This is a genomic window from Planctomycetota bacterium (genome assembly GCA_038746835.1).
Taxonomy (GTDB): domain Bacteria; phylum Planctomycetota; class Phycisphaerae; order Tepidisphaerales; family Tepidisphaeraceae; genus JBCDKH01.
On the sequence record JBCDKH010000022.1, the window covers coordinates 17,450 to 30,169 of the forward strand.

Consider the following 12,720-nt stretch of genomic DNA (forward strand, 5'->3'; position numbering starts at 1 on the left):
AGTGTGCAACGGTTGACAAGCTTGATTCAGCGACGCGGATCCTCGTCCGGCTTGATCGTGCCCCAGAGCCCCTTCGGGTCTGGATTCGGATCGCCGGCCAAGGCGAACATGCCCGGCTGGATCAACTCCGCAATCGGCAGGCTCTCGACACGCCCGTCCAGGAAGAGCACGTTGGAGCGTGCGTTGGACTGCACGGTCTGACCCGTCGTCGGGTTGATGACGGTCTCCTTGTTGCCGTGACGCCCCACGACGTTCGTCACGAGTCGGAAGTACGCGGCACCCGCGCCGTCGTCGTGCAGGCTTGCACCGTTCCAGAAGTTGGTCGTCCAGTCGGCCTCGGTCATGACCATTTGTTCGGACGAGCCGCGATACTGGGTGATCTTGTACGGACCCTCCCAGTGGTCGGCCCGGACGATGACGCGTGTGTTGGGCAGATAGCTGATTGTCTCTTGGCCCTCGCCGGTCGCGTTGATGTCTTTTCCGTCAACGAACGGGTCCGACGGGCACGCCCAGATGTCGCTCGGGTCTTTGACCACGAACGGCGTGACCTCGGAACCGGCACCGGCGAGGTACTCCGGCCCGGCGAGCATCATCGGCCAACGTGACCACTCAGGGTTGTTCCAGTTGGCGTAGGCGGGCACGATGTACCCATTCTCGTCGTTGGAGTAACTGAGCACCGCCAGCCCGATCTGGCGAAGGTTGCTCGCGCACTTGACGGAACTGGCCGAGTCGCGTGCCTGGCTCAGCGTCGGCAGAAGGATCGACACGAGCAGGGCGATGATCCCAATGACGACCAGCAGTTCGACCAGCGTGAAGCCCGGTCGGCGTGATCGAGTTTGTGAAGCGTGCGTTGCGAACATGAGATTTGTCCTGTGGAGGGAAACACGCGCTGCCCGACACCGATGAACGCGCCGGCAGCGGAATGGATCGGTGTACGGAACTAGCGACGACACCGGAGCATCGCGAAGCCTGCCAGCCCGGCTAGCGCGAGCGTGGTCGGCTCCGGGACGACGGTGGCATACCAAGCGTCCAGCGCGGCGAAGTCGCTGCCGACAGACGTGCCGAAGTTGGCCCGGAGGATGCCGAAGTCAGCCAGGTCGACATTCATGTCGCCGTTGAAATCGCCGGTGGCGAAGGTGCCCATCGTGCTGCCGAAGTTGGCTCGGAGAATGCCGAAGTCGGCCAAGTCGACGGTGCCGTCTCCGTTGGCGTCGCCTGGCAGGCTTACCGGCTCGGGCACCTCGACGGAGAAGCTGCGGATGGCGTTGCGGAGCAGGTTGGTGTTCTCGCCCTGGCTGGCTTCGACGTAGATGCCGATGGTCTCGATGTCGTCGAATACGCCGGTGAACGCTGTGCCAGTGCCCACGTCGTCATCGCCGAAGTAGACGCCCGAGAAGGGGTCGTACGTCTCGAAGACGAAGTCGGAGAAGCGTGCTTCACGCCCCCCGTTGTCCGGGCCTGACGAAACCGTCAGAACACCCAGGTTGGGCGGAGGAACGATCGTGAAGTCGGGTGCGGTGCCGATGTAGTACTGATCGTCCTGTTCGATGACGAGACGGAAGCGGCGGTCGCCGCCGTTGTTGTTGGAGCCGACGTTGGCGGTGATGATCGCGTCGTCGTCGATGGCGATCGCCCGGCTGTCGCCGCCGTTGAGGAACTCGGCTTTCGGCACGGTGACAAGCGTTCCGAGCGAGTTGGACTGGAAGTTGTCGAACCCGAGGTCGATGTTGACGCCTGCGCGTAGCCGGCTCTGCAGGCCGATGCGGATCGTGTCACCGGCTCCGTTGTTGATGATCTGCGCGAACTCGGCGACCCGGTTGCCCGGGCCGACCGTCTCGAAGCCGCCGTAGAGCTGGTTGGTCTTGCCGCTCTGCGGCGTCCAGCCCTCGGGAGTGGGCGTCAGCGGGGTCGACTCGTTGAAGGCGAAGCTCGTGTTGTCGACGAAAGCCTGCAACGTCGACGGCGAGCCGGGTGAGTTGGATCCGCCGCTGGGGTTCAGGTTGGGAACAGCGCCGAGTCGCTCGGCTTGGCCGACAAAGTCGGGCGATCCCCAGTCGACGATCAACTGGCCTTGGGCCTGGGCGGCCGCGGTGCCGATTGCAGCGGCCACGATGTACACGGGCTTGGACGGGATGTTCATGTTCTCCTCCGGGAGTTTTCTGCGGTTTGCTGAGCCGACCGGCGTCCTCTTCGCCGGGCGGGGCCGCTCTGGTTGGAGCGACTTGTCGCAGCATACCGCGTTTCCGGATACACGCAACCCTGATTTACCAGTTCTATTCGGATACACAATCAGATTCAGTCCGGAATGCACAAGGCGGCCGGTGCAGGTTCTGCACCAGCCGCCTCGCGTTGATTCGGCACACGGCCGAACGACCTGCTACCGGCGACGCCGGCTCACGAGCAGCATCATGCCGCCGGCGATGCCCAGGGCCGAGGTCGGCTCTGGAATCACGACCAGCGTGTCGGCCGTGAAGCCACGGATCGCAGTCCGCAGGTTGCCAGGCCCATTATCAGGGCGACTGGCTTCGACATAGATGCCGAGTGCTTCGATATCATCGAACGTGCCGGTGAACGGCGTGCCAGTGCCCACGTCCGCGTCACCGAAGAAGACTCCCGAGAACGGGTCGTATGTCTCGAAGACAAAGTCGGAGAACATCGCTCGTGCGTTGCCCGTGTCCGGATCTGGCGAAACCGTCAGCGTTCCGATGTTGACGTTCGGGAAGATCGTGTTGGCTGCGGTGCCGATGTAGTACTGGCCGTCCTGCTTGACGACCAGCCGGAACCGTCGGTCTTGGCCGTTGTTGTTGGCACCGACTTCGGCGGTGATGACGGAGTCGCTGTTGAGGGCGACCTGACTCCCGGCGTCGGAGCCGGTTAGGAAGTCCTCCTTCTGAACGAGCATGACCGCCGCCAGCGAGTTGCCCAGCCCGTTCGGCACCGGGTCGACCTGCATGGCGATACGCATCAGGTCGTCACCGCCAGAGTTGCCGATGCGGGCAAACTCGAGCCGTCGATTGCCGGCGCCGACCATCTCGTAGCCGCCGTAGAGCGTGTTGTTGATGCCGGAAACCGTGGTCCAGCCCATCGCGGTGGGCGTGAAGGGCGACAACTCGCTGAAGGGGCGAACAGTGTTGCTGACGGCCGACGTGCCGTCGACGGGATTTCCGCTGTCGTTGAGACCTGGAATGCCGTTCAACGCCTGATTGCCGTCGACGTAGCCGGCGGAGCCGAAGTCGACGATGACGTCGGCCGAGGCGCTCATGGTCAGGCCTGCAACGGCGACGATTGCGGCAGCCGAGGCTGCGAGGTGCTTGGAAAGCTTCACGATGTTCTCCTCCGAATGGAAACTGAAAACGCCGGCAATGCACGCGGTCACGGTGCGACGTCGCCGACGACGATTGGGGAACTGTGCATCCCGATACATCAGTTGTCAAGCCTTTGTTTCTGAATCGCGACGGCACGCGACTCACTTCCGTCCGACGGGAGATCGCCACCCACCACGACCCGTGCGTCTTCGCTAGCTTCACCCGCCGCCACGACGCGCTAGCCGGCCGCGGGCGCAGCGAGTGTCGTTCCGGCGAAGGGCGTCATCGGCATCACCAGCGGGCTGACCGACGCCGAAGGATCCGCGATCTTCTCCAGCAGCATCGTCACGGCGGCAGAGCCGATCTCCCGCTGAGGCAGGAGAAATCCGCTGACACCCTCGATCGAAATCGCATTCGTCGGCGCGTCGGCGAACGTCACGACCGACAAGTCCTCGGGCACCGTCAGCCCGACCAACAGTGCGGCCGCAACCAGGTGGTTGACGTGTCCGTAGCAGACGACCCCGGTGGGTCGGTCGACCTGCTCCAAAAGCCTTCGACAAAAGGCCACGCGTTCGGCGGATGGGACCGTCTCCCCGGACTCGGCCTGGACGATGTTCGGCTTCAATCGTGCCTCTGCAAGAGCCCGCTCGTACCCGACGCGACGGTCGTCTGCGCTGTAGTGCCGGTAGTCCGCGTCGGGGCCGTGACTCATGTCGAGGTAGGCGATCTTCGTGTGCCCACGCTCGATCAGAAGTCTTGCTGCGTCGTAGCCACCCTGTTCGTCATCGGGTCTGATGCAATCGGCTGGCTGCTTGGAGTTGAGCCAGATTGCCGGGATGCGATGACGATCGACAATCTCGAGGAGTCGTGGCGGGATCGCATGGGTGTAGTCGATCAGGAGGCCGTCGGTACTCGACTCGCGAAGGAGCCTTGGAACGCGCTTCGAATCGGTCAGCGTCGCATCGTCGGACCGAAGCAGGCTCAAGTTCAGGTCGCGTTCGTTGCAGACGTCGAGGACGGAGTCGAGAAACAGTGGCGGAAGCGTGCTTGCGTGCTCGCGCTTGCTCAGCAGCAGACCGATCGCACCGAACCGATTTCGCCCCATCGCTCGGGCCGCGGCATTGGGGCGATAGCCGAGTCGTTTTGCCGTCTCCAGAACGAGGCGGCGCGTCTCGGCGCTGTGCCTCTCCGCCGCCGGCCCTCGGCCGAGGATGCGGCTGACCGTCGGCTGCGATACGCCGCAGGCCGAAGCGATTTCGTACACCGTGACCCGCTTGGCCATCATGCTCAAGGTACCCGACGGACGCGATCGTGCTGCTCCAGAATCTCCGAATGCACCGTGGCACGCCGGAAACGACTCGCAATTAGTCTCTGCGGAGGTCAATCGTAAAGATCCGCAGATCCGCAGGAATCACCAGTTTGCCGGCGTCGATGACGCCGGACGCCACCTCGTCGCCGGCCCAGTCGAGCATGCGGTACGTCATCCCGTCGAGGCCGTCGGCTTCGACGATGCCGCCCATTCGGCCGACCAGAACGGGCAGCGTTCCGGCCGTCGAGAGCGGTTCCCCGCGGACGCCGCCGAGTTCAAAGCCTCTGTTGTAGCTCGTGCCGACGAGCGACACGACGGCGTTGCGTGTCTGGTCGATCGGCCGGCCGTCGACGCTGGAGTAGACGAAGGCGACGAAGCCTTCGTCTTTCGTGATCGGATCGAACATGCCATCCGGATTGTCGACTTGCAAGGAATGGATTCGGATACCAGCGTCGGGAAAATGAACACCGTCATCCCAGTCGGCCGTGCCGACGAAGAGCGCCGCCGATCCACCGTCGGCCGTCATCGTGCCGGCTCGCCAGTCGATCTCGATCTGCGATGTCGGCGAGTAGGGGTTGTGCTCGTTGCGGTTTTCAAACGAGACGACCGGGCCTTCGACGCGATCGGACGTCGCGTCTGGGTCGATGCGAATGCGAGCGCCGTGCTGGTAGGCGGTGGGCATCATGTCGAGTCCGAGCATGCCGTAGCTGCCGCCGTAGTCCATGCTGTCGGGATCGAGCAGGGCGTCGCGTCCGAAGACGAAGTTCGTCGGGTCGCTTGCCGGAGCCAGGCCAAACGTGCGAAACAGGTAGGCCGCCGCCCGCATGGCTGAGGTTTGGACTTCGTCGTAGGTGAAGTGGTAGCCCTGCGGATGGCCGCGGACGGTGATGTCCATGTGCCAGTCGAACGGCTCGTCGACGCCCTTGGCGAGTCGATCGAGCAGACCCCTGTCGCCAAAGTAGTGCCAGTTGACCCAGTCCCAGTCGTTGATCGACCCGAGAGTCGCGATGCGCAGTGGATAGTCCGCGCGGTACTTGGCCGGCTGTTGAAGCTGCGTCTCGTAGACGAGCATCGGCATGCCTTCGATCTTGTTCTGCTCCAGCCACGGGACGCCCTGGCTGAGCCCGGGCGGCTTGCGGAGCCAGTTGATCCACTTCACGCCGCCATCGATCGGATCGTCGACGTTGCCGGCGAGTCGTTCGGCCCCGTTGAGCATGCGGGCCTTCTGCTGATCCGTCGGCGCGTCGGCGACCTTCGAATCGTCGTACGGACGACCCCAGCCATTCGTGTACGCGCCCATCGCGACGGCGTCGGCCTGCTGGTGGAGGTAGAGGCTTTGAATCTCGTAACCAATGCCGGTGTCGAAGATCATCGGGCTCAGCTGCGTGCTGCGACCCAGCGGCCGAATCGCGGCGGCCTCCTTGTGCTTGTGAGCGAGCTGCAGCTCGAGGAAGAACGCGATCACGTCGCGACCACGCTGCTTGGCGAAGTCGCTGCGGGCGTAGCTCTGCTTGGTCGGCTTGACGGCGGCGGCGGCGACCGGGCTCGCGTCGTTGAGGGCCGTGTCGACGTTCGTTTCACCGGCCATCGGTGCGAGCAGCACGGTCCCCGCGTCGAGCGATTCGCCTTCGATCAGTCCGCCCCAGGCTTCTGCCAAGGTCGCGTCGTCGCCGTAGCTCTCGCGCAGGTAGTCGTTCCACTTGGCGATGAGCTGCTGCCTGAAAAAGGGCGGCAGCGTCTGCCACCGACCGCCGACCATCTTCCGCATCCACCACTCCTCGTTGCTCAGCTCCCAGACGGCGAACGTCGGGTCGTCGCACCACCGCAGACCGTTGTGCTGATTGCGATGCGTCGCGACGGCCGTCATGTTGCGGATGCCGATCGCCTGAAGACGCGGGTCCCAAATGCGAGCGAGGTTGTTGCGGATCGCCCAGCCGCGCCGGATCGAGCCGTCGTCGTTGAGTCGCGATGCGCTCAGCACGGCCTGGCTCCAAGCCTCGGCCGTGGCCGGATCGTCGATGACGTCGACCTCGGATGGCAAGACATAGCCGACGCGGTTCAGCCCGGCCGTCCAGATGCGGAAGCCGCGTTTGCCCGCCTCGGCGATGAAGTAGTCGGCCGCGTCCTGGCGCGAGCCGTCACCGATCTCGTAGTCGCCGTCGACGTAACCCTCCCAGAATCGGACGGCATTGAAACCGAGTAGCTCGAGGCGGTCGAGAAGTTCGTCCGTGCCGCGTTGCGCCGCCTCGACTTTGACCGCGATCTCGTCGGGCGTGTCGTTTGGCTTGATGTCGGGCCGAACGAACAGCTGTCCGATGACGCCCCAGAAGCGTTGCCGTTCGCCGTCGGCATGAAGCTGCCCGTCGACAACGCGGACGTAGCGCTCTTCGGGGATATCAGCGGGATTGACCTCGGCTTGCGACGGAACGGTCATCAAGCCGACCAGCAGAATCAGAGCGAGTCGAGTCATCATGTTGGAGCGTCCTCCTGCGAATCAGCCCGCCAGGACACGATCGATGGCGGCCAGTTCGTCGGCGGAGAGGATAGCCGTTTCGAAGGCCCGGCAATTGTCGACGATCTGATCGGGACGGCTCGCACCGATGACGGTGCTGGCAATGCGGTCGTCGCGCAGCACCCAGCGAAGCGCCATCTGTGCGAGCGTTCGGCCACCTTCGCGGGCGATTGCATGCAGCTTTCGCAGCTTGGCTTGAAGCTCCGCCGTGATGCGGCTGGTCTTGAGCGTCTTGCCCGTTGCCGCGCGGCTGTCGGGAGGAACTGCCTCAAGATATCGCTCGGTGAGCAGTCCCTGGGCGAGCGGGCTGAACGTGATGATGCCGACGCCGAGCTCGCCGCAGGTCTCGACAAGACTCTCCTCGATGCCGCGATTGAGCATGCTGTAGTTCGACTGGTTGAGGATCGGTGTCGCAAAGAAGTCCTGTGCGGACCGATCGAACGCACGCCTCGTCAGGTCGGCCGGGTAGTTGCTGATCGCGGCGTAGACCGCCTTGCCGCTTCGGACCGCTTGGTCGAGCGCGCCAAGCGACTCTTCGAGCGGCGTGTCGAGATCCGGCCGGTGGTGGTAGTAGACGTCGACGTAGTCGAGCCCGAGGCGTTTGAGTGACTGGTCGAGGCTCGCCAGCAGGTGTTTTCGGCTGCCGAAGTTGCCGTACGGGCCGGGCCACATGTCCCAGCCGGCCTTGGTCGAAATGACCAGCTCGTCGCGGTGATTTGCGAGATCTTCCCTCAGAACTTGCCCGACTCGCTCTTCCGCACGTCCGGGCGGTGGGCCGTAGTTGTTGGCCAGGTCGAAGTGCGTCACGCCACAGTCGAAGGCCGACAGCAGAAGGCTCCTGGCGTTCGCTTGCATGGCCTGTTCGTCGCCGGTTCCGCGGCTGTCGCTGCCGGGTGCGCCGAAGTTGTGCCAGCAGCCGAGGCTGAGTGACGGCAAGCGCAGACCGGAGCGGCCGGCGCGCCGGAACCACCCGTCGGGGCGAGCGTCATAACGCGAAGCGGCCGGCGTGTACGAATCGTCGGGCATGGTGAGAGCAGGGTGGTGGTGGCGGGCGTCATCATCGTCTCGGGGCTCATGCGGCTTTGGCTTCGGGTTCGAGGCGTTCCCACGGCTCGACCGTCGGCATCTCGCCCGGCAGGGTCGCTCGCTCCGGAGGGAACGCGTCGTGCAGCGTTCCGCCCGTCTCGACCACGTAGAACTGCTTGAAACGGTTGAACTTCCTGGCCAGAGCGCTGGTCGTGTAGACGCCCGCCTGCCCGATCCGGCCGTGATCACTCTGGTTTGGCGGGCTGTAGTGGTAGAGGTTCGAGTGCCAGCAGATCGCATCGCCGGGCTGGAGTTCGACGTGGACCAGGCCGTTGCGTTGCTTCTGCTCCTCCACCTTTTCCCTAGGAATCTCACCGTGAATGCTGTCGGCGTAGAGGACGTGCGGCACGATGCCGTCCTCGTCGAGGTGGCTTCCTGGAACGAACTGGAGGCAACCATTCGCCTTGGTGGCGGGGTCGAGCGCCATCCAGAAGTTGAACGAGCTCGTGTCGTCATCGCGCCACAGGCCGTTGTCTTGGTGCCACGGCGTAGCGCTGCCGGTCTTGGCGGGCTTAAGGAAGGTGCTGTTGAACTTCAGCCAGAGGTCGTCGGCCGGTGCCCCGGCTTCGTGCTCGAGAAAGTGCCTGGCGAGCTTGCGCAGGTGCTCGCTGCCGTAGACGTAGTGCCAACAGAGCGGACTCTTCCCGGCGAGATCGCCCAGCTTGCGGAACCGCGCGGCCTTGGCCTCGGGCGTGTTACCCATTGGGTCCATCGGGTCGGCAGACGCACCGGCGCTACCGGCGGCGTCGTCGTCGGGCGTGAGGATCAGGTTGCGAATCACGCCGCGCACCTCGACGGCCCGGTCGCGATCGATCGCTCCGCGGACGAGGAACAGCCCCTGGGTCTGCCATGCCTCGTCGAGACGGTCGAAGGCGTGGTCGATCTCGGAAGCGTCAATCGTCGTGATCATCTGGTGTCTCCTCGTATGCTGGTTCGGGACCGTGCGCTGTTGGCGTAGCGGTTCTGCCACCGCGTATCGGCCGTGAATAAACACCATGCGGGAAAACACCGCCATACCGACCGCCGGTGATCTGTTGTCAGATTCTGGTACTGACTTTCCGGGCACGTTGCTGCCGAGACTGCTGAATCCCGGTGCCGGAGACATCGATATCCACCCGGAATGGCACGGCTACAGCGTTCGACACGACGGCTGGTCCTGCAGTGGTCGACGCATGCCGCACCACGTTGTCTTTGCCTGCTCCGAAGGGTCGGCCACGGGCCGAGTGAACGGCGAGCCGTTCCACCTCGAGCCTGGCGGGTTGCTCTACATCGGGCCGAACCTGCCGATGGACATGGCGTGGTCGGTGCCGTTCGGCTTTGCCGAGGTCTACTTCCGATTCGATGCCGACGCTGGTCCGTCAGTGTGGCGTCATCGTTCAGCCGGGGCGGATGTGGCGACGCCGTATCTGCAGCGACTGTCGGAGCTGATTCTGACATCGAACGTCGACGCGACGACCGACATGCGGCGGTGTCTGCTGATCGCGCTGGCCGTGCTGGAGGCGTTTCGCCCGCAGCCTTCGAAGAGCGTCGGCCACCGGCTCAACGCCCAGCAACGCGACCGGACCACGCGGTTCATCCGGCAGAACCTCCACCGCCGGATCAAGCTCGACGACGTCGCGCACACGGTCGGCCTGAGCAGCGACTACTTCAGCCGGCTGTTTCGCAAGACGTACGGGCGGACGTTTCGTGAGTATGTCATCCGCAATCGCGTAGAACGTGCACGACGCATGCTGCTGGAGTCCGAGCTGTCCGTCGCACGGATCGCGGCGCACCTCGGTTATGCGAATGTCGCGCAGTTCAGCAAGCAGTACCGGCAATACGCCGGTACGACGCCCAGCGCCACACGCGACGCCTCAGGCGTCTGAAGCAGCCTCGGGCGTCGGGACGAGGTAGACCTGCGGCACACCCGAAACGTCCGACGTGTAGACGACCATCGAGCCGTCCGGGCTGAACGACGGGTGGACGTGTGCGGATGCTGCGTGCCCGCCGTCATTGCTCGCGTCAGGCCAGCAGAGGACTTCGTGGTCGCCGGTCTGGAGGTCGATAAGAAACAGTGGGCTGTGTCCGCGGCATTGCACATCGGCGACGAAGTGGCGACCCGACGGTGAAACCCGGCCGTGGCCAAGTCGGTGGTGATCGCTGGTGAAGTGCGTCTGCCAATCGGAACCGTCGCACCGAATCGAACGGACACGGCAGGGCGTCCAGTTCGGTTGGGTCTTCTCAAAGAAGAAAATGCGGCTTCCATCCGCAGACCAGCTCTCGTGCGTTGCCGTGTGGCCGCGCGACGGATTCAGCAGGCGGCGCGGAACACCGTCGCGAAGATCGAGCGACCAGAGACGCGTCCGGCGTTCCCGTGGCAGCGACATGTCCCAACACGCGTCGCCGGGTGGTACGAATGTCAGAAGCTGATCGTCGGAGGGACAGAATTGCGGATGCGTGAGCAAACCCGGCATGTCGACGAGCGACTCTGTCGAGCCACCTTCGAGATCTGCCAGACGGATCTGGCTTGACTCGCAGTGCCGCAAAACGATCAGCGCGGCTGTGCCGTCGACATTCAGCGATGGCACAGCGGGGTGGATTACGGTGATGGGAGGTTCTCCCGAAAGGTCGACGAGCGTGTCAACAGCACCACCTTCGATGTCGCACGAGGCAAGCGTTCGGTCGGTGCCCCAAATGACACGGCGGCCGTCCGGGTGCATGGTCAGCGCACCTCCCGACAAGCCCGAGTCGCGCGTCAGCTGGTTCACGGTTCCGTCGTGAATGTCGAGCCGATACAGCTCGCGTCCTCTATCGCCGCCCCCAGCAAAGACCAGCCACCGACCGTCACGGCTGAATGCCTGGGCGGTGAAGTAGGGTGCTTCGCACCGCAACGATGGCAGGTCGAGATGCCAGACTTCGCGTTGCGTGCGCTGGTCGCGGAAACGCCGGATTTGTGCGTCTCGCCGCGAGGTCGATCGGTGAACCACCGCGTGCTCGGCACGCGGTGGCCATTTCTTCGTGATCGACTCCGTCCCGGGCACCGCGAGACGATACCGCGCCGCAAGTGCGTAACCACATACAAACAGTTGAAAAGGGTAGAAGAGCGACGGTTGCCCTTTGCCATGCGTGAGTTAAGCGGCGGCTTCGGTCTTGCCCCAGACCTTGTCGTTGAACTCGCCGATCGCCTTGTCGAGGCCTTCGACGACGTCGTCGCCCAGGGCTTTGGTCTCGACGAGCGTCGAGCGGACGGTGCTGTGACTCTGGTCGACGTACGCGAGGAAACCATCCTGCCACTCGCGGACGCGGTTGACCTCGACGTCGTCGAGGTAGCCCTTGGTGGCGGCGTAGATGACCATGACCTGCTGCTCGAACGGCATCGGCTGGTACTGCGGCTGCTTGAGGAGCTCAACGAGGCGGGCACCGCGATCGAGCTGCTTCTGCGTCGCCGGGTCGAGTTCAGTGCCGAGCTGGGCGAAGGCTTCGAGCTCGCGGTAGGCGGCGAGGTCGAGGCGCAGCGAGCCGGCGACCTTCTTCATGGCCTTCGTCTGGGCCGAGCCACCGACGCGGGACACCGAGATACCGACGTTGATGGCCGGGCGAACGCCGGCGAAGAAGAGGTCGGGCTCGAGGTAAATCTGGCCGTCGGTGATGGAGATGACGTTCGTCGGGATGTAGGCCGACACTTCGCCTTCCTGCGTTTCGATGATCGGGAGGGCGGTGAGCGATCCGCCGCCGTTGTCGTCGGAGAGCTTGACGGCCCGCTCGAGCAGGCGGCTGTGCAGGTAAAAAACGTCGCCCGGGAAGGCCTCGCGACCGGGAGGACGACGCAAGAGCAGCGACAGCTGGCGATACGCCGCGGCCTGCTTGGAGAGGTCGTCGTAGACGACGAGCGTCGCCTCGCCTTGCCACATGAAGTGCTCGGCCATCGCGGTGCCGGCGTACGGGGCGATGAACTGCAGCGGCGCCGGGTCGGCGGCGCTGGCGACGATGACGGTCGTGTAGTCCATCGCGCCTTCGCGCTCCAGCACGTCGACGACGCCCGCGACCGAAGACTCCTTGCCGCCGACGGCGACGTAGAAGCACTTCACGCCCTGGCCCTTCTGGTTAAGGATCGCGTCGAGGGCGACGGCGGTCTTGCCGGTCTTGCGGTCGCCGATGATCAGCTCGCGCTGTCCACGCCCGATCGGGATCATCGAGTCGACGGCCTTGATGCCGGTGGCCAGCGGCTCATGCACCGGCTGCCGGGCGGCGATGCCGGGGGCAACGATGTCCATCTTGCGCGTCTGGCTCGTGCGGATCTCACCTTTGCCGTCCATCGGCACGCCCAGCGGGTTGACGACGCGGCCGATGAGTTCGTCACCGACGGCGACTTCGAGCAGGCGACCGGTCGAGCGGACTTCGCCGCCCGGCAGCCGGTGCATGAGCCGCTGGCCACCGGCATCAAGGCCGTCGACTCGATGATCCCGATCGGGCGTGGACAGCGCGAGCTGATCATCGGCGACCGCAAGACCGGCAAGACCGCCGTCGCC

Annotated in this window: 10 protein-coding genes and 1 pseudogene; 2 read left to right on the top strand and 9 right to left on the bottom strand. The window is 64.6% G+C overall.

Annotated features, from left to right (window positions below; translation table 11 throughout):
• Positions 1-26 precede the first annotated feature (26 nt).
• From AAGI46_04175 to AAGI46_04205, 7 genes are all read right to left on the bottom strand, one after another.
• A complete protein-coding gene (locus tag AAGI46_04175; protein MEM1011402.1) occupies positions 27-860 on the bottom strand; it encodes a type II secretion system protein in 834 nt (277 codons plus the stop codon).
• 80 nt (positions 861-940) lie between these two features.
• On the bottom strand, positions 941-2,140 hold the full coding sequence (locus AAGI46_04180) for a PEP-CTERM sorting domain-containing protein (protein ID MEM1011403.1): 1,200 nt from the start codon (positions 2,138-2,140) through the stop codon (positions 941-943).
• A gap of 237 nt (positions 2,141-2,377) precedes the next feature.
• Positions 2,378-3,325, bottom strand: coding sequence for a PEP-CTERM sorting domain-containing protein (locus AAGI46_04185; GenBank protein MEM1011404.1), 948 nt, complete (start codon positions 3,323-3,325; stop codon positions 2,378-2,380).
• A gap of 218 nt (positions 3,326-3,543) precedes the next feature.
• Positions 3,544-4,587 (bottom strand): LacI family DNA-binding transcriptional regulator, encoded by a 1,044-nt coding sequence (locus AAGI46_04190; GenBank protein ID MEM1011405.1) that lies wholly within the window; start codon positions 4,585-4,587, stop codon positions 3,544-3,546.
• An 82-nt stretch (positions 4,588-4,669) separates the two neighbouring features.
• Complete coding sequence (locus AAGI46_04195) at positions 4,670-7,084, bottom strand: hypothetical protein (protein MEM1011406.1); 2,415 nt, start codon at positions 7,082-7,084, stop codon at positions 4,670-4,672.
• A gap of 24 nt (positions 7,085-7,108) precedes the next feature.
• Entirely contained in the window at positions 7,109-8,152 is a 1,044-nt protein-coding gene (locus AAGI46_04200) for an aldo/keto reductase (GenBank protein MEM1011407.1), read from the bottom strand.
• A 46-nt stretch (positions 8,153-8,198) separates the two neighbouring features.
• Positions 8,199-9,122 (bottom strand): phytanoyl-CoA dioxygenase family protein, encoded by a 924-nt coding sequence (locus AAGI46_04205; GenBank protein MEM1011408.1) that lies wholly within the window; start codon positions 9,120-9,122, stop codon positions 8,199-8,201.
• Between the two features lie 85 nt (positions 9,123-9,207).
• Between AAGI46_04205 and AAGI46_04210 the strand changes: the two genes are divergently transcribed.
• Positions 9,208-10,077, top strand: a complete 870-nt coding sequence (locus tag AAGI46_04210) for an AraC family transcriptional regulator (GenBank protein ID MEM1011409.1) — start codon at positions 9,208-9,210, stop codon at positions 10,075-10,077.
• Here the strand turns inward: AAGI46_04210 and AAGI46_04215 are convergent.
• The gene (locus AAGI46_04215) at positions 10,066-10,959 is read right to left on the bottom strand and encodes an oligogalacturonate lyase family protein (GenBank protein ID MEM1011410.1); all 894 of its coding nucleotides are present in this window, start codon (positions 10,957-10,959) and stop codon (positions 10,066-10,068) included. The genes AAGI46_04210 and AAGI46_04215 overlap by 12 nt on opposite strands.
• A 363-nt stretch (positions 10,960-11,322) precedes the next feature.
• Positions 11,323-12,612, bottom strand: a complete 1,290-nt coding sequence (gene atpA, locus AAGI46_04220; protein MEM1011411.1) for a F0F1 ATP synthase subunit alpha — start codon at positions 12,610-12,612, stop codon at positions 11,323-11,325.
• On the opposite strand from atpA, the pseudogene AAGI46_04225 reads away from it, so the two are divergent.
• Positions 12,598-12,720: pseudogene (locus AAGI46_04225) on the top strand (hypothetical protein). The gene atpA and the pseudogene AAGI46_04225 sit on opposite strands and share 15 nt — an antisense overlap.

Bases quoted from the DNA above. Each gene is read 5' to 3' on its own strand.
- AAGI46_04175 (MEM1011402.1), bottom strand. From the start codon at position 860: ATGTTCGCAACGCACGCTTCACAAACTCGATCACGCCGACCGGGCTTC.
- AAGI46_04180 (MEM1011403.1), bottom strand. From the start codon at position 2,140: ATGAACATCCCGTCCAAGCCCGTGTACATCGTGGCCGCTGCAATCGGC.
- AAGI46_04190 (MEM1011405.1), bottom strand. From the start codon at position 4,587: ATGGCCAAGCGGGTCACGGTGTACGAAATCGCTTCGGCCTGCGGCGTA.
- AAGI46_04195 (MEM1011406.1), bottom strand. From the start codon at position 7,084: ATGACTCGACTCGCTCTGATTCTGCTGGTCGGCTTGATGACCGTTCCG.
- AAGI46_04200 (MEM1011407.1), bottom strand. From the start codon at position 8,152: ATGCCCGACGATTCGTACACGCCGGCCGCTTCGCGTTATGACGCTCGC.
- AAGI46_04205 (MEM1011408.1), bottom strand. From the start codon at position 9,122: ATGATCACGACGATTGACGCTTCCGAGATCGACCACGCCTTCGACCGT.
- AAGI46_04210 (MEM1011409.1), top strand. From the start codon at position 9,208: ATGCGGGAAAACACCGCCATACCGACCGCCGGTGATCTGTTGTCAGAT.
- atpA (MEM1011411.1), bottom strand. From the start codon at position 12,612: ATGCACCGGCTGCCGGGCGGCGAAGTCCGCTCGACCGGTCGCCTGCTC.